Origin of the sequence: Acidovorax sp. Root70 (assembly GCF_001428225.1) — a bacterium.
Classification (GTDB): Bacteria; Pseudomonadota; Gammaproteobacteria; order Burkholderiales; family Burkholderiaceae_C; genus Acidovorax.
Genome location: NZ_LMHQ01000015.1, coordinates 1 through 17,118, shown reverse-complemented (window position 1 = coordinate 17,118; position 17,118 = coordinate 1). Strand labels below are relative to the sequence as shown.

14 protein-coding genes and 1 pseudogene are annotated in these 17,118 nt (G+C 62.4%); 13 read left to right on the top strand and 2 right to left on the bottom strand.

Going from position 1 to position 17,118, the window contains the following annotated elements:
• The first annotated feature begins 12 nt into the window (after positions 1-12).
• Complete coding sequence (locus ASD94_RS10120; protein ID WP_056642239.1) at positions 13-600, top strand: NADPH-dependent FMN reductase; 588 nt, start codon at positions 13-15, stop codon at positions 598-600.
• Between the two features lie 825 nt (positions 601-1,425).
• Here ASD94_RS10120 and ASD94_RS10115 read toward each other — a convergent pair.
• Positions 1,426-2,499, bottom strand: a complete 1,074-nt coding sequence (locus tag ASD94_RS10115) for an MBL fold metallo-hydrolase (protein ID WP_056642236.1) — start codon at positions 2,497-2,499, stop codon at positions 1,426-1,428.
• Between the two features lie 880 nt (positions 2,500-3,379).
• On the opposite strand from ASD94_RS10115, the gene hpaD reads away from it, so the two are divergent.
• Entirely contained in the window at positions 3,380-4,249 is an 870-nt protein-coding gene (gene hpaD / locus ASD94_RS10110; protein ID WP_056642233.1) for a 3,4-dihydroxyphenylacetate 2,3-dioxygenase, read from the top strand.
• On the opposite strand, the gene ASD94_RS10105 is transcribed toward hpaD, so the two are convergent.
• Entirely contained in the window at positions 4,203-5,153 is a 951-nt protein-coding gene (locus ASD94_RS10105) for a LysR family transcriptional regulator (RefSeq protein ID WP_056642229.1), read from the bottom strand. The genes hpaD and ASD94_RS10105 overlap by 47 nt on opposite strands.
• A 145-nt stretch (positions 5,154-5,298) precedes the next feature.
• Between ASD94_RS10105 and hpaH the strand changes: the two genes are divergently transcribed.
• The 11 genes and pseudogenes from hpaH to ASD94_RS23155 all read left to right on the top strand — a co-directional run.
• Complete coding sequence (gene hpaH / locus ASD94_RS10100) at positions 5,299-6,105, top strand: 2-oxo-hept-4-ene-1,7-dioate hydratase (RefSeq protein ID WP_056642228.1); 807 nt, start codon at positions 5,299-5,301, stop codon at positions 6,103-6,105.
• Complete coding sequence (gene hpaI, locus ASD94_RS10095; protein WP_056642225.1) at positions 6,102-6,911, top strand: 4-hydroxy-2-oxoheptanedioate aldolase; 810 nt, start codon at positions 6,102-6,104, stop codon at positions 6,909-6,911. Before hpaH ends, hpaI begins: the two co-directional genes overlap by 4 nt.
• A complete protein-coding gene (locus ASD94_RS10090) occupies positions 6,901-8,310 on the top strand; it encodes an FAD-binding oxidoreductase (protein ID WP_056642223.1) in 1,410 nt (469 codons plus the stop codon). Before hpaI ends, ASD94_RS10090 begins: the two co-directional genes overlap by 11 nt.
• Positions 8,311-8,351: 41 nt before the next feature.
• Entirely contained in the window at positions 8,352-9,827 is a 1,476-nt protein-coding gene (locus tag ASD94_RS10085) for an aldehyde dehydrogenase family protein (RefSeq protein ID WP_056642222.1), read from the top strand.
• 37 nt (positions 9,828-9,864) lie between these two features.
• Positions 9,865-11,445, top strand: coding sequence for a carboxylesterase/lipase family protein (locus ASD94_RS10080; RefSeq protein ID WP_233247202.1), 1,581 nt, complete (start codon positions 9,865-9,867; stop codon positions 11,443-11,445).
• A 36-nt stretch (positions 11,446-11,481) separates the two neighbouring features.
• Positions 11,482-12,402: an extradiol ring-cleavage dioxygenase gene (locus ASD94_RS10075; RefSeq protein ID WP_056642221.1), complete on the top strand. Its 921-nt coding sequence runs from the start codon at positions 11,482-11,484 to the stop codon at positions 12,400-12,402.
• Positions 12,403-12,442: 40 nt separating this feature from the next.
• Entirely contained in the window at positions 12,443-13,396 is a 954-nt protein-coding gene (locus ASD94_RS10070; RefSeq protein ID WP_056642218.1) for a fumarylacetoacetate hydrolase family protein, read from the top strand.
• 40 nt (positions 13,397-13,436) lie between these two features.
• Positions 13,437-14,420 (top strand): Bug family tripartite tricarboxylate transporter substrate binding protein, encoded by a 984-nt coding sequence (locus ASD94_RS10065; protein ID WP_056642215.1) that lies wholly within the window; start codon positions 13,437-13,439, stop codon positions 14,418-14,420.
• Complete coding sequence (locus tag ASD94_RS10060; protein ID WP_056642214.1) at positions 14,413-15,447, top strand: 2-dehydropantoate 2-reductase; 1,035 nt, start codon at positions 14,413-14,415, stop codon at positions 15,445-15,447. Before ASD94_RS10065 ends, ASD94_RS10060 begins: the two co-directional genes overlap by 8 nt.
• A 4-nt stretch (positions 15,448-15,451) precedes the next feature.
• Entirely contained in the window at positions 15,452-16,897 is a 1,446-nt protein-coding gene (locus tag ASD94_RS10055; RefSeq protein ID WP_233247357.1) for an aldehyde dehydrogenase family protein, read from the top strand.
• Between the two features lie 104 nt (positions 16,898-17,001).
• Positions 17,002-17,118, top strand: a pseudogene (locus ASD94_RS23155) (electron transfer flavoprotein subunit beta/FixA family protein); the annotation flags it as partial.

Sequence of the window (17,118 nt, the reverse complement as noted above, 5' to 3'; positions counted from 1 at the left end):
GGAGAAAACCTCGTGACTACCGCCTCGCCCCCCTCCCCCCTGCGCCTCCTGGCCATCTCGGGCAGCATCCGCCGTGCCTCGCATTGCACCGCCGTGCTGCGCAGCCTGCAGCCCCTGCTACCACCCGAAGCGACACTGGAGCTGTTTCCTCTCGACGAGATTCCCTTGTACAACGCCGATCTGGATGGGGACCAACCGCCCGCCGCCGTAGTTCAGTTGAAAGAAGCAATCAAGAGCGCCGATGGCCTGATTGTCTGCTCGCCAGAATACAACTACGGCATACCAGGCGTGCTCAAGAACGCCATTGACTGGGCGTCGCGACCGGGCTTCGCATCGCCCCTCAAGGGCAAGCCGGCGCTCATCATGACAGCATCGCCAGGCACAGCTGGGGGGGTGCGCGCACAAGCCCAGATTCGTGACGCACTGGCAGCTACGTTAGCGCGGCCATTGGTGCGCCAACATATCGCCATTGCTGGTGTGGCGACGCGTATCCAAGAAGGTCAGTTAGTGGACAAACCAACCTTGGACATCATCCAAGCAGGCTTACTTGAACTGATTGAAGAGAGCCGTTGGATTGCGACTCGCTCCGCCGAGACCTGAATCCACGCGGTGCACCGCCCCATCTTCTTTCTGAAAGCGACGGCGGATACTGCGCAGCAGAGTTTGAACTACGGGCGTTTTGCAGTTGACCCTGTCGAACGTCCAGAGTGCGGAGATATTTTTAGGGTCAAGGTTGTTGGCCACAGAACCAGATCGTCACTCAGAACCCCCTGCAATGAAGCCACGATACTGTCGGCCTCCTCCTCGTGCACAACCCCTGGTCCATGGGGATGGGTGTCTACAAGGGTGCAGGCAACTTGCCCCTTAACATCCGTGTAACCAAAGCAACTGTGATGAAGCCCCATGGAGAAAGTGATTCGATTGTTCAGGATTGGGCCGTCTGCGCTGCTCGCCCGTGCAACGGCCTTTGCGCTAATTCCATGCCCGCTCGTGGGCTTTGTATGAACAAACTGTAGATGACTCAAGTACCAGACTGGGGTCTTGAACTCAGGATTCACCTTCGTGAGCCTGTATGCTAGGCATTGGCGTTCAACCACGGGAGATTCAAGATTATTTTGACCTGAGTCCCGGGCATCTTTGAACTTGATCTCGGCTTGTAGCAATGCTTCTTTGAGGCCGCCAATTAACCGCGAATCTTGTAAGTCAGATGCGCACCAGGTCCGGAAATTCTTTTGAAGTTGTGCGGACGACTTGGCATGCTGGCGCGCCGAATGAAGGTGTCTCTCTGCGGCAGGCGAAGTATCAGCGCAGATGACACCCCAAGGACACAAGAAAAGCAGGCCCAGAAGGGCCTGCCTAAGAGCCGGCCCCTTGAAGTAGGCAGCGTGTACGAGACGATCTTCTGTCATCAACGAACGTAATCTATTAGTTGAGTGCGACAGATGCCGAGCTTTGTAGCTGGACCTGGGTACTGGTCCGCGTCCCGACGAACTGGGCAGTAGCAATACCACCCTGTGTCGGTTGAGTTGTCAGGAAGGCGCAGGAGGCGACGCCTGCAGCATCTGTAGTCGCAGTGCAGCTATCGCTGCCTCCCGACAGGCTGAGCTTGACCGTCGCGTTCGCGACGGGTCCATAGGGGTCCGCGACGCGAATCAGTCCTGCCACGTTGCTGGTGCCGTTCGAACTGGTGCGTTTGCTAGCTGCGACTTCCGTAGTGGTCGTGAGCCAAACAGGATTGATCACGGTCGCGTCAAGCGCATTGACCTTTGCTGCGGAGCACTCGCGAAGAATCGACAAAGATCGCAGCGTGCTGGCATTACCGATCAGAAATGGATTCTTGCCACCTGCGGTGCCTTTGTTGAGGGCATCCAGCTTGGCCAGCGATCCATCTACAAATGGATGCGTGTGGATAGTCCCATCCACGTTTTCGGCAACGGCCAATTGGTAGAGCCGCTCAGATCCATCGAGATATGCCTTGGCAAGCGGTAAGGTGGTTGGTGTACCTGTGCCACCCCAAAAGATAAGCTTGTAGCTCTTGCCATCCAGCTGCGCCGGCAATATGCCGGAGAACGTTCCAGGCGTGTGACCGGGAGTAGACAGCACCGTTAAGTTCAAGCCATCTACAGCGAGTATCTGGGGTGTCATGGTCCCGTTGCTGAGCGAGGTGGTGATGATGGAACCAGAAAACACCGTTGCGTTGCGCGCGTTGGCCGCAGTCAGTGCCGCCGCGTCTTCAGAGCCAATGTACACAGGCCCACCGTAGGTGTCCTGCATAAACTTCGCGCCGTTGTAGTGGTCGCCATGCCCGTGTGTCGGCATGATTCCCTTGAGGGTGGCGGGATTGATGCCAACAGACACCAGTCCGGGGATCGTCATAGTCTTGGCGTCATCGGTACTATTCTGCGCATCCAAAAGGAAATAGCCATTGGGCGTCTTCAAAACATACTGTCCCACCCAGCGGCGTCCCGTGTAGTACAGGTTGTCAAACATCTTGGTCATCGGAATGACCGCCGTGTCCTGAAGCTCAGGCGGGGCACCTGCGTTCTCGACGGAGTAGCACCATTGGCGACGTTGCTCTCCCGCGAACTCCTTGCCGGCATTGGCCGTCGCAGCGTCCAGATGTCGCTGATATTCACTCGTGCCTGCAGGTGATCGAGTAGCTGCCGGCACTGCAGTTGCAGGCAATGTGAGTGTGGCGTCGAGAAAGGGAGACGTGAATGAATCGTCAGATCCACCACACGCAGTGATGAGCGCGCTGGTGCCAATGCACGCAGCCAGAGAGAGCTTGGCAGTGCCGAGTGAGAGGGGATTAAATCGCCGCATTGATAAATGTCTCCAGTGTGTTTTCTACTTCGCACTTCGTGCGCTCTGGACATCGACATGGGCATCGAAGTTCGAGCGAACAAAGTGCCCGGAGTCTGATTCGTGGAGAGCAAAAAACCAATCGACAAATTCTTACCCACTCGTTAGCGCTAGTTCGGAATGAATCGTCCCAGCTGTTCCGAGGCTGTTCGTTTCAAGTCACGTCACCATCTCATTGTTTTGACTGGCGAACTCCCGCTACTTGGTGGCCTCAGTCGCAGCACGCGAGACGTAGAGTTTGAAACGAGCAGGCGACGACGGATAACCAAGATACCCAAAATTGAGCGTAGCGAATTCAACCATGTCCTTGCTTTATTCATAGCGCTAGGCGGTAGTTCAATTCGGCTTTGAACGGGTCGTTGGTTGTCACCCCAAAACGCGAAGCGTGTTGACAAAGCGCAATTGCCAGGAATTCATTTGCTGAGGAATTCTGAAGAGTGGGCAAGTATTGATCGCTTGTCCTTGGGGGTGTGACTGAACAACACTGCAGCGGAACTCAAACCAAAGGAGATCGCCCATGGGCCAACTTGTCTACGCCGCCAAAGTCACGCACATTCCCCGCCTCATCATCTCGGAGCAGCCAGGGCCGCTGCACGGCTGCCGCCGTGATGCCACGGATGGGCTACTGGCCGTTGGTCGGCAAATCACCGAAGCCGGGGCCGACACCGTTGTGATCCTGGACACGCACTGGCTGAGCAACGCCGCGTACCACATCAACGGAGCAGCGCAATTTGACGGCGTCTTCACGAGCAGTGAGTTCCCGACGCAGTTGAGCGAGCTTCCCTATTCCTACCAGGGCAACCCGGAGCTTGCATTCGCCATGGCCCAGTGCGCCAGCGCGACGGGCGTCAAGACGATTGCGCACCAAAAATCCCATCTCGGACTGGAGTACGGCACGCTGGTGCCGCTGCACTTCATGCAGCTCGACAAGAGCATTCGCGTCATCTCGGTGTCTGGCTGGTGCGCATTCGCGACGATTGACGAGAGCCGCCGGGTAGGTGCCGCCTTTCGCCAAGCCATTGAAGCGTCGGAAAGCCGCGTTGCGCTCATCGCCAGCGGCTCGCTCTCCCACCGGATTCACGACAACCAGGACGTTCTGGACCGGCCGTATGAGATCAGCGACGAATTCAATCGGCAGTGCGATCTGCTCACCCTGGAGCTGTGGCAGGCGGGCCGCTGGGCCGAGTTCACGGCCATGCTACCGAGCTATGCCAAGGCGTGCACTGGCGAGGGATGGATGCACGACACGGCGATGCTTCTGGGCGCCCTGGGTTGGGCCAACTACAAGGCGCCCGCCCATCTGGTCACCCCGTATTTTGTGGCTTCAGGGACGGGACAAGTCATCGCGCAGTTGCCCGTGGAGCCCGCTTCCGCCGAGCTTCATTAGCTTGCCACTGCTGAAGCCACTCCTTGAGAAACTCGGCAAACGCTTCCGCAGCCGGAGGCGCTGCACGTACCGTGGACCGGTAAATGCAAACCTGGCGTATTGCTTCCGGATCTTTGACGCGCCGCATGACGAGGCCCAAAGGCACGGCCATGGCAGAGATGTACGCCGGCGCCAACGTCGCCGCGAGCCCCTGGGCCGCAATACCCAGGGCCGTGGAGACGTTGTCCACCACATCCACCGGGAGAATCCGCGAGCCCTCGGGGGCGTTGAGGCGCATTTGCGCAACGCTTCGCTCATGGTCGCGCCCGGCGGAAACGATGTGGGCGTTGCGCAGATCCGCCCACTTGAGGGACTTGCGCTGCGCCAAAGGATGTGCGGGCGAGCACCAAAGGACCCAGGGGCTGTCAAAGACGGGGATGGCCTCAACGTGTTCAATGCCGCTGCGATCTGGCCCCACAGCCAAGTCCAAGTCGCCGCTGGCGACACGGTCCAGGAGGTCATCGACAGGGGTATCCCGGATGCGGATGACAACCTTCGGACGCTCTTCGGAAAAGGCTTTGATAGCGGCAGGAAGGATGGCCCCCGCGAGCACCAGGGGCGCGCCAATGCGCACAACCCCGGAGGCCCTGTTTCTGACGTCAGAGGCCGCCGATTCGGCCATATGAACATGTCTCAGCACGGACTTGACCGAGCCGAGAAAGTCCCTGCCAGCACTCGACAGCTCCACGCGCCTCGTACTGCGATCAAACACGCGGAAACCAATGGTGGACTCCAGCTCCGCAACAAGTTGACTGACCGCTGATGAAGACAAACCCATCTGCTCGCTCGCAGCCGCAAAGCTCCGCATTTCAGCAACGCTGGAGAAGGCTTCGAACTGCCTGAGGGTGAACCGTGTGAGAGCCATGCGTGAATTTTGCAGCTTGCGCTTTGCACCAGGTCAAATCAATTAGCCACTTTTACTTATTAATTCACCATTATTTGTCGATTGTCAAGCGCAATTCACAGTCAGATACTCTGGGCCTGCCATCAGCACCGACCAGGCCCATACCGTGAATCTCAGCCCCGCATTGCATGCCTCGCTGGCACGCCAGCTGCACGAATCGCAGCGCACACGCACCCAGCTCGAACACTTTTCTCGTCTTCATCCCACCATGGATATCGAAGACAGCTATGCCATCCAGAGCGCCTGGATGGACCTGTGCCAACAGGATGGCCGCAAGGTCATTGGTCACAAGATCGGCTTGACCTCCCGCGCCATGCAGATCTCGTCCCAGATCACGGAGCCTGACTACGGGACGCTGCTCGACGACATGCTGATCCCTGACGGATCGGAGATCCGGACCGACCGCTTCATCCTGCCGCGCCTGGAGGTGGAGTTCGCGTTCATCCTGGCCAAGCCCCTCCAGGGGCCGGGCATCACCCTGTTCGATGTGCTCAACGCGACCGACTATGTCGTCCCGGCGCTGGAACTCATTGACGCGCGCATCGAGCAATTCGACCGGAACACGCGTGCGCCGCGCAAGGTGCTGGACACGATTGCAGACAACGCGGCCAATGGCGCCATCATTCTGGGAGGCCGCCCCATGCGCCCGAACGAGGTGGACTGGCGCTGGGCCGGCGCCCTGTTGTTCAAAAACGGGGGGATCGAAGAGTCGGGCCTCGGGGCTGCCGTGCTCAACCATCCCGGCAACGGTGTTGCATGGCTGGCCAACCGGCTCGCGCCCTACGGGCAATCGCTCGCTGCCGGTGAAATTGTTCTGGGTGGCTCCTTCACGCGACCTGTGGCCTGTGCCGTGGGTGATGTGTTCCACGCCGACTACGGCTCCCTCGGTTCGATCTCTGCGAGGTTTGTATGACCCAGACGCCACGCAATACGTTCAAGGACACGCTCCAGGCGGGTCGACAACTTGCGGGCCTGTGGCTCGGGCTTGCCGATCAGTATGCGACGGAGGTGTGCGCAGGGCTCGGCTACGACTGGCTGCTGATCGACGGAGAGCACGGTCCGAACGACCTGCGTTCCATGCTGGGCGCACTGCAGGCGGCAGCCCCCTACGACACGGAAGCGGTCGTGCGCATTCCACACGGCGATGCCGCGCTGATCAAACAAGTGCTGGAGATCGGTGCGCGGACCCTGCTCGTCCCGATGGTGGAGACTGCGGAAGCCGCCAGCGCGCTGGCCTCCGCGATGCGCTATCCGCCGCAAGGCATTCGCGGCGTGGGCAGTGGCCTGGCGCGGTCCTCCCGTTGGAGCCGGTATCCCAACTATCTGCACGAGGCCAATGACCGGGTCTGCCTGCTGGTTCAGGTCGAGACGGCGGACGCACTTGCACAGCTGGACGCCATTGCGCAGGTCGAAGGTGTGGACGGTGTATTCATCGGCCCTGCCGATCTGTCGGCTTCCATGGGCTACCTGGGGCAGCCATCGCATCCCGAGGTCAAGGCGGCCATCGAAAAGGCCATCCGGACCATCCGCTCTCACGGCAAGGCCGCCGGCATCCTGTGCACCGACGAAGCCCTGGCGCGTCACTACACCTCGGTGGGTGCGCAGTTTGTTGCTATCGGGGTCGACACGACGCTGCTGTCGCAGGCGGCCAAGGCCTTGCTGCAACGCTATCGCAACGACGTCGCATCCCCTAGCACCGAGGTGCGCAATGGCTACTGAGCTGCACACGGCGCTGCGTGCCGCATTTGCCGGCCGTCTCTTCACAGAGGCTGAAGAGATGGCGCCGTTCCTGACGGACTGGCGCGGCAAGTGGACGGGGACTGCGTTGGCGGTGGTGCAACCCGATAGCCCCCAGGACGTAGCGAGCGTCATGCGGTGGTGCCATGAGCGGCGCATTCCGGTAGTACCCCAAGGGGGCAACACCGGATTGTCTGGAGGGGCGACGCCCGACGCTTCGGGTCGCTCCGTCGTTCTGTCGTTGTCCCGGCTCCAGAGCGTCCGCTCGGTCGACCTCCAGAACAACACCATCACCGTCGATGCGGGCGTCACGCTGCTGGCCCTGCAGGAGGCCGCGCAGGCGCAAGGTCGGATGTTCCCGCTGAGCCTGGCCGCCGAGGGCAGCTGCACCATCGGCGGCAACCTGGCCAGCAATGCAGGAGGTGTGCAGGTGCTCCGCTACGGCAACGCACGCGAGCTTTGTCTGGGGCTTGAGGTGGTGACGGCCGAAGGCGAGCTGTGGAACGGACTGCGCGGTCTGCGCAAGGACAACACCGGCTATGACCTGCGCGACTTGTACATCGGTAGCGAAGGCACGCTCGGCATCATCACGGGCGCGACCCTGAAGCTCTTCCCCCAACCCAGGTCCCAGGTCGTCGCATGCGTGGCGGTGCCTGCACCCGCCCAAGCGGTCGAGCTACTGACTTTCGCACAGGCACGCCTGGGCGCGGCCCTCACTGCCTTCGAGCTGATGAGCGACACCTGCTTGCAGCTGGTGGAGAAGCATGTTCCGGGAAGCCGCATTCCGTTCGGAGAACGCAGTCCGTGGTACGTGCTGATGGAGTTGTCTGGGGAAATGGACGACACCCAGGCCACGTCCAGCATGGAGTCGTTGCTGGAGGCCGCATTTGAGCAGTCCCTGATCACAGACGCAGCGCCGTCTTCCAGCCTGTCGCAGCTGCAGGCCCTGTGGGCGCTGCGCGAGAACATCTCCGAAGCACAAGGCGCGGAAGGCAAGACCATCAAGCACGACATTTCGCTGCCAGCGTCGCGCATTGCCGAGTTCATCGAATCTACCGATGCGGGCATCCTGGCGCAGTCTCATTTGGTCCGCCTTGTGGTTTTTGGCCATTTGGGCGACGGCAACCTGCACTACAACCTGTCGCCAGCCGAGGGGTCCTCCCCCGCCGATTTTCTGGCACTGGAGCCAGCAATGAATCGCTTGATCCACGACGCGGTGCACGCGCGTGGCGGCTCCATCTCTGCAGAGCACGGGCTCGGTGTGCTCCGGCGCGACGAGTCGGCCCGCTACAAGTCGCCCGTGGAGCTCGACCTGATGCGCCGCATCAAGGCCGCGCTCGATCCGCATGGCTTGCTCAACCCCGGCAAGCTGCTGCCCTGATCGATCGTCTTCTTCTGTTTCCAACTTGGATGGGAATCCCAATGAATAGCGCACCCCTGGTCGTGGCCGGCGTCCCCGTGTCACCAGACCACTACATCGACGGCCAAAGAGTCGGTTCCACCGAAACCTTTGAGCTGCATTGCCCAATTGACCAACACCTGCTGGGCCACGTGTCGGAAGGCCTTGCCGAGCATGTGGACCAGGCGATCCAAGCGGCGCAACGCGCGTTTCCGGCCTGGGCAGCGTTAGGGGCCGAGGGCCGCAAGCCCTATCTGGACCGGTTCGCCGAAGAGATCGGCAAGCGCGCAGACGCCTTGTGCCAGCTCGAAAGCAATGACGCGGGGGTGCTCCTCTCGCGCATGCGCCACGGCGTGGTCCCACGCGCCATGCTCAACATCAAATGGTTTGCGGAACACGCGCTGGGACTGCAGGACCGCAAGCTGGAAACGGAACAAGCCACCCACCTGGTTCGGCATGACCCTGCAGGGGTGGTTGCGATCATCACGCCGTGGAATGCACCACTCATGCTGTCCACATGGAAGTTGGGCCCGGCACTGGCATCGGGCAATACCTGTGTGCTCAAGCCACCAGAGTGGGCGCCCTTGACCTGTTCGCTGCTGGCCGATGCCGCCCATGCGGCGGGCCTGCCCCCCGGCGTGTTCAACGTGGTGCAAGGCAGCGGCGCAAAGACCGGTGCCAAGCTGGTCAGCGACCCACGCCTTGCCCGGATCTCATTCACGGGCTCAGTCCCCACCGCGAAGTGGATCGCCGGGGCCGCAGGTGCCAACCTGGTGCCGTGCAGCCTGGAACTGGGCGGCAAGAGCGCCTTCATCGTGCTGGAAGACGCTGATATCGATAGCGCTGCGGCCACCGGGGCACTCATGTACCGAAACGCTGGTCAGGTGTGTCTGGCTGGCACCCGATTCCTGGTGCACCAAAAGATCGCCGACCGCTACATCGAAGCGCTGCGCGGCTATGTGGAGAAGCTCAACATTGGCGACCCGCGCGACGAAGCGACAGAAGTGGGCCCACTGATTCATCCCCGGCAGTTGGAACGTGTCGGTGCGTTTGTGGACCGTGCCGTGGCCGGTGGCGCACGCGTGCTGTGGGGCGGCGCTCGCCATCCATTCGGCGCGCAGTACTACCAGCCCACCATGCTGACCAACCTGCGCCAGGACGACGAGATCGTGCAGAACGAGGTGTTCGGTCCGGTACTCACGCTGCAGACCTTCTGCTCTGACGAAGAAGCCATCGAGATGGCGAACGGCACCGACTACGGCCTTGGGGGCGTGTGCTACGGCGAGCAAGGACACGCCGTGGCTGTAGCCGAAAAAGTCCGCACGGGCTTTATCTGGGTGAACAGCTTTGGCATCCGCGATCTCGCGGCACCGTTTGGCGGCATCAAGCGCTCAGGGGTGGGTCGTGAAGGTGGCGAGTGGAGCTTCGAATTCTTCTGCGATGTCAAGGACGTGGTCGTTCCTAAAAAGCCTTTCAAGGCCAGCTTCAGCCACCGTTGAGTGTCGGTCGGCATCGCCGCATCACAAGGAGACAACAATGAACAGCGAGAACACATCCCGGCGCCAGCTTCTCATGGGTTGCGCGGCGTTGGGCCTGAGCGGCATGGCGCTCAGCGGATGCGCCTCATCGACGGCCACGGCGATTGCCAATGCCACGGGCGATACCCCCATCGCGACCGTGGCGCAGGGGAAACTAGCGGGCCGGAGGCAAGGGCAAGTGCTGTCTTTCCAGCGCATCCCCTACGCAGCCAATCCGTACTTGGAGGCCAACCGGTTCAAGGCCCCCCAGCCAGTGCCCGCATGGGCGGGCGTTCGCGATGCGTCGAGTGCAGGCCCCATGCCTCCCCAGCCGTCCCGTGGAGCCGATGGAGGCATGTCGGGCGCTGCAGACGATTTGACGCTGAACATCTGGGCACCCGCCGACGCCCGGGGCGCGCCGGTCCTAGTCTGGTTGCCGGGTGGCGCCTTCTATCGCGTGGATGCTGGCGAGTCGTGGTACGACGGCAGCGCCTATGCCCACGAAGGGGTGGTGGTGGTGACCGTGAACTACCGCGTAGGCATCGACGGATTCATGTGGGTCGAAGGCATGCCGCCCAACCGGGGCTTTCTGGACCAGGTGGCGGCCCTCCAATGGGTGCGCCAGAACATCGCGGCCTTCGGGGGCGATGCGACCAATGTGACCCTGGCCGGGCAGTCTGCCGGAGCCCAGAGCGTGATGGCTCTGATGGGCATGCCTGCGGCCCAAGGGCTGTTCCATAAGGCCATTGCGCAGAGCCCGCCCCAGAATCACTTGACCCCTGAGCAGGCCGGCCGCATTGCGGCGGCGACCGCTGCGACACTGGGTGTAGAGCCCACCGCCAAGGCGCTTGCCAATGTGCCCCTGCCCGCGCTTGTCGCAGGCACGGAACGCATGGTGGCCGACTTGCGTGACCGGGCCAAGTGGGGCGGTATCAGTGGTCAGCCCCCCTACCTGCCCGTGGTGGACGGCACGCTGCTCACGGACCCTCCGTTGGCCTCGCTGACCCGGCATGCACACAAATCAATACCGCTGCTGATCGGCAGCACCGACGACGAAGCCCGCTTGTACCTGGTGCCCGGCGGAGCCATTGAGCGCATCTCTGCACCGGCCTTCGCTGCTGCGCTGGGAGGGGCGGGCCTGACGTCCAACGCGCCGAATGTCTACGCCCAGGTGCGCCCCAACGCATCGCCCGGCGACATGCTGGCGGCACTGGAGTCCGACAGCACGTTCCGTATGCCAGCGCAGCGCTACGCGGAGAACCGGGTCGCAGCGGGTGCCCAGACCTGGAACTACCAGTTTGCCTGGCAATCGCCAGGTTTTGGCGGCCGGCTGGGCGCCGCCCATGTGGTGGACGTTCCTTACGTCTTCAACACCCTGGCCAGCAAACAGGCCAGCCCTTTCCTGGGCGGCCCGGGCTACCAGCCGTTGGCAGACACCATGTTTGGGCACTGGCTGCGATTCGTCAAAACCGGAGACCCCGGATGGACGCGGTACGACCTCACCACCCGCCAGACCATGCGCTTTGACACCCGCTCGGCAGTGGTGGCCGATCCCTTGGCGGACCGGCGGCAACTGTGGGCCGGCAAGAAATTCAACTGACCTGCTGCCTAGATGGCAGCTTCTAGGAGACTCCCGATGGGAAAAATCGTTGGCGCCGCCATGGTGTCGCACCACCCTGGCCTGATGCAGTGCGAAGAGTTTCGCGTGCTGCAAGGTGCAGGGTCAGACTCTGACCTGATCTCGGGCTACGCCCGGGTTCGTGAGCGGATCAAGGCCGTGAAACCCGATGCCGTACTGATCTTTGATTCGCACTGGTTCACCACCGGCTACCACTTGGTGGACGGTGGCGCGAAGTTCGAAGGCAGCTATATCTCGGATGAAATGCCCTGGTATCTGCATGGAGTTCCCTACAACTACCTGGGTTGCCCCGACCTCGCCGTGCAGGTGGAAGCCGTTTCGCGGGAGCGCAAAGGTTATGTGCGCAACATCCGCCATCCCGAACTGGGAAAGCAGTACGCAACGATCAACCTGGTCAAGCACCTGCACCTGGAACTGAGCAAGACCCCGGTACTGACCGTCAGCTCCTGCCAGAACTGCGAGTGGCCTCAGTTCCTTCAATCGGGCGAAGACATCGGTGAAGCCATTCGCCGCAGCGACCTCAATGTGGTGCTGCTCGCCTCTGGGGCGCTGAGCCACAAGTTCAACGGCATTGATTGGCGCCCGAACCATCCGCGCATCTTCCACGAAAGCAATGTGTCTCGTCCCGAGAACATTGCCAGCGACAAGGCAGCCATTGAATTCATGCGCCAGGGGCGCCACGACGAGATCCTCGCGCGCTGGGACGACGACTACCGCCGCAAGCCGTGGGAAGCGTTTGGAGCGCACTACCTGCAGATGCTCGGAGCCATGGGTGGTGCGGCCTGCCGCGCCAAAGGCGACCCGCTGTCGGCCTACGAAAACGCACGCGGCACCGGAAACATCCACGTCTGGTTCGATGTCTCCGAGGCAGCCAGCCAGGGCAACACCGGCGCAGCGAGCCAGCCTGCTGCCGCCTAACGCATCGCGCCCCTTCAACACATCCAACAGATTGAGCACCATGAATTTCGAGTTTCCCATCTCTGAGCTACCCGCCGTCATGTGCGGCCCCCGGGTGGAGCGCCGCCGCGCCTTGGTAGGCGGCAGCGCATTCTGGGGAACCCTGATGGAGGGTGGTCCCGACGCGGGCCGCTTGCAGCTGGACGACGGCCGGGTGCTGGACGCCCAGGCGCTGACCTACTTGCCGCCCGTCAACCCCAGCAAGATCATTGCCGTGCATATCTCGTACAGCTCGCGCAGCTACGAGACACGCCAAAAAAGCAAGCCAACAGAGTCGCCGACTTATTTCACCAAGCCGCCTACGTCGCTCAACGGTCACGGCGGGCAAATCCTCAAGCCCGCCGACTGCCAGTACCTGAACTACGAAGGCGAATATGCCGTGGTGATCGGCAAGACCTGCCGCAATGTCACGCCCGACGAGGCGTGGGATTACATCGAAGGTTTCTGCCCCGCACTCGACATGGGCTTGCAGAACTTCCGCGATACCGACCAGGGCTCGATGCTGCGCGTGAAGGGCGCGGACACGCTGCTGCCCATCGGCCCCGGACTGGTGCGTGGGGTCAATCTGTTTGCGCAGACCCTGCGTACCTATGTGAACGGACTGGTGGTGCAAGAGGCCCACATCGGCGAAGAAACCATCTGGGGCCCCCACTACGTGATCGCCGATCTGGCGCGCCACATCACGCTGGTGGCCGGCGACGTGATCCTGATGGGCACCCCTTGCCACTCGCGATCCGTAGACCCTGGCGATGTCGTCGAGTGCGAAATCACCGGTCTGGGCCGCGTGGCAGGAACGGTGGTGGAAATTGCGGCTCCCCGCGCCAGCGCCCTGGGCGTGGGGCATCCACCCACCGATACGGCAGAGGTCCGGCGCGTGGCGCTGGGATTCGACGAGCGCGTGCCCGACCGCTTCAAGCAAAACCTTGCCGACGCCAGAAAGAGCAAGAAGGGCTGAGCCCTTGCCCCTCAACGATCAACACAAGGAGACATATCCAATGCAAACACGTCGACAACTCATCTCGCAGATGGCATGGGGCCTGGCCGCCACCGCCGTACCCTTCGCTGCCCGCGCAAACACGCTGGAGAACGCCAAGATCATTGCCGGCTTTGCCCCCGGCGGAACGATCGATACGGAAGCCCGCCGTGTCGCTGCTCGCTTAACCGGCACCTATGCAAAGGCGGTCGTCGTTGACAACCGCCCGGGTGCCGGGGGGCAAATCGCTATTTCGGCCCTGAAGGCGTCGCCCGCCGATGGCAGCACCCTGCTGGTGACGCCGATGTCCATGCTCGGTATCTACCCCCATACCTACAAGAAGCTGCCCTACGACCCGCTGGTCGATCTGACGCCCGTCTCGACGGCCGTGCAGGTGGACATGGGTTTTGCCGTGGGCCCCCTGGTTCCTGCGTCCGTCACCACCGTCCCTGAGTTCCTGGCCTGGTGCAATGCCAATCCCACACAGGCGAACTTCGGTTCTCCCGCCCCTGGCTCGGTCCCCCACTTCGTCGGCGTACTGATCGGACGTGCGGGCAAGGTGGACCTGCGCCACATCGGCTTCCGTGGCACGCAGCCAGCCATCATGGACCTGGTGGGCGGGCAGATTGCCGCCGTGTCCGCGCCCGTGGGCGAGTTTCTGCCCCATCTGCCTGGCGGCAAGCTGCGCATTCTTGCGACCAGCGGAGCCACGCGCAGCAAGTTCGTCCCGCAAGTCGCCACCCTGGCCGAGCAAGGGTACAAGTCGCTGGTCTATGGGGAATGGCACGGTTTCTTCCTGCCTGGCAAGGCCAGCGCGGCCGTGGTCAACCAGGCGAACGCCGAAATCCGCAAAGCGCTTGGCGCGAAAGAAGTGGTGGACGGACTCGCCGCCATGGGCCTCGAAGTCCGCGCCTCTTCGCCTGAAGAACTCGCGGCAGCCTTGAAGGCCGATCTGGAGCGTTGGGGCCCTATCGTCAAATCCATCGGATTCACGGCCGATGCTTGAGTCGCCGCCGCGCCTCGCTTCAGATCTCGCCGCCCCGAACCTGCAAACGGTTTGCATCGTCGGGGCGGGGGCGATTGGCAGCCTGATTGGTGCATCCATCGCGGCCACGGGCAATTTGCGGGTGTCTGCACTCGCCCGTGGCGACAACCTGACCGCTCTCCAGACCTCCGGGTGGCGCATGGAGCGGGAGGATGGCAGCAACGTTCAGGCACCGGCCAACGCGAGCGACCGTGCCGAGGACCTGGGTCCCCAGGACCTGGTGGTCATAGCAGTCAAAGGCCCTGCGCTGGCGGCGGTGGCCGCATCCATCCGGCCGCTCATCGGCCCCCACACCGTGGTGCTGCCCGCCATGAACGGTGTGCCCTGGTGGTTCTGCCAGGGCCTGCCAGGCTTCGAGTCCGGCCTGCCCCGCATTGACCCTCACGGCGAGATTGCCGCCAGCATCCCTTTTGCCAATGTGCTCGGGGCTGTGGTGCATGCCAGCAGCCGGATGCGCGGGCCGGGCATGGTCAAACACGTCAAGGGCAAGCACCTCATCATCGGCGAGCCTCAAGGGGGCAGTTCGCCGCGCGCCCTGGCCGTGGGTGAGCTTTTGCAAGCTGCAGGGTTCGAGGTCACGGTGAGTGACGACATACGGCATGACATCTGGTTCAAGCTCTGGGGCAACCTGACCATGAACCCCTTGTCTGCAGTCACAGGCGCTACCGTAGACCGCATCTTGTCCGATGCACAAGTGCGGGCGTTCTGCTCTGCCGCCATGAACGAAGTTGCCGCAGTGGGCGAAAAAATCCGCAGCCCCATCGATCAAAGCCCCGAAGACCGGCATCGCATCACCGAAAAGCTCGGTGCCTTCAAGACATCCATGTTGCAGGACGCCGAGGCAGGCCGAACACTGGAGCTCGACGCCATCGTCGGTGCAGTGCGGGACATTGCGCAGCGAGTGCAGGTCCCCACGCCGAATGTGGACGCCTTGTTCGGCATCTGCCGACTATTTGCTCAAACCAAGGGCCTCTATCCGAATGAGTAACTCCATCCACCACAATTTCATTGCGGGCGAATGGCTCGCGGGCGCGGACGCCGCCGCCAACATCAACCCATCCGACACCCGAGATGTCGTGGGTCAGTACGCGCGCGCCAGCCAAGCGCAGGCGCGCACGGCCGTGGCCGCTGCAGCGGCGGCGCAACCGCGCTGGGCCGCGCAGACCCCTATGCAGAGATCGGAAGCGCTGGACCGCATCGGCAGCGAGTTGCTGGCGCGGCAAGGCGAATTGGCCGACCTGTTGGCGCGCGAGGAAGGCAAGGCCTTGGCAGACGCCGCGGGCGAAGTGCTGCGCGCCGCGCACATCTTCAAGTTCTTTGCGGGCGAAGCTCTGCGCGTGGGCGGCGAGCTTTTGGGGTCCACCCGCCCCAATATGACCGTGGAGATCACTCGCGAGCCCGTCGGCGTGGTCACCATCATCACGCCGTGGAACTTCCCGCTGGCGATTCCGGCCTGGAAAATTGCGCCCGCACTGGCTTACGGCAACGCGGTGGTGTTCAAGCCTGCGGAGCTGGTTCCAGGCTGCGCCTGGGCGCTGGCAGACATCATCTCGCGTGCGGGACTGCCCGCAGGCACCTTCAATCTGGTGATGGGGCGCGGACGAGAGCTTGGCAAGGTTCTGCTGGAAGATCCGGGCGTTCAGGCCATCACCTTCACCGGATCGGAATCGACTGGTCGCAAAGTCGCACAGAGCGCGGTGGGCCGGCCTGGTGCCATGGCCAAATTCCAGCTGGAGATGGGCGGCAAGAACCCGCTCGTGGTACTGGACGATGCGGACATCGAGCAGGCTGTGGCGTGCGCCATCAACGGCGCGTTCTACTCCACGGGGCAGCGCTGCACCGCCTCGTCCCGCTTGATCGTGACGGACGCCATCCATGATCGCTTCGTGGCGGGCATGGTCGACGCGATGAAGAACCTGGTGGTGGGAGACGCCCGCGCTCCAGGCACGGTCATTGGTCCCGTTGTGGATCAAAGCCAGCTGGAGCAAGACCTGCGCTACATTGGCCTGGGCACACAGGAAGGGGCGAACTTGGCGTTCGGCGGCAACGCCATGGAGCAATGGAACGGGCAGCCCGGCTTCTATCTGCAGCCCACGCTGTTCACCGAGACGACGCCTGCCATGACCATCAATCGCGAAGAAATCTTCGGACCGGTCGCCAGCGTCATCCGGGTGAAAGATGCCGACGAGGCGCTGAAGGTGGCGAACGACACACCGTTTGGCTTGTCCGCAGGGGTCGTGACGCAGTCCCTGAATAGCGCCGCCCGTTTCAAGCGCGAGTTGCAGGCCGGCATGGTCATGGTCAATGCGCCCACTGCCGGGGTCGACCCCCACGTGCCGTTTGGTGGCCGCAAGGGGTCCAGCCATGGCCCCCGGGAGCAAGGGCGCTACGCCGCCGAGTTCTTCACCACGGTCAAGACGGCGTACGTCAACCCCTGACCCAGCGCCTTGGTTTGCGGCAATGCCCTTTCTTGTGGGCACTGCTGCTTTTTCATTGCTGCCTCACCGAGCAGCGCATTCACTTTTTCTGCCAATCCAACATGCTGAAGATCCTCGTTCCCGTCAAGCGCGTGGTGGACTACAACGTGAAGGTCCGCGTGAAGTCGGACAACACGGGTGTGGACATCGCCAACGTGAAGATGAGCATGAACCCCTTTGAC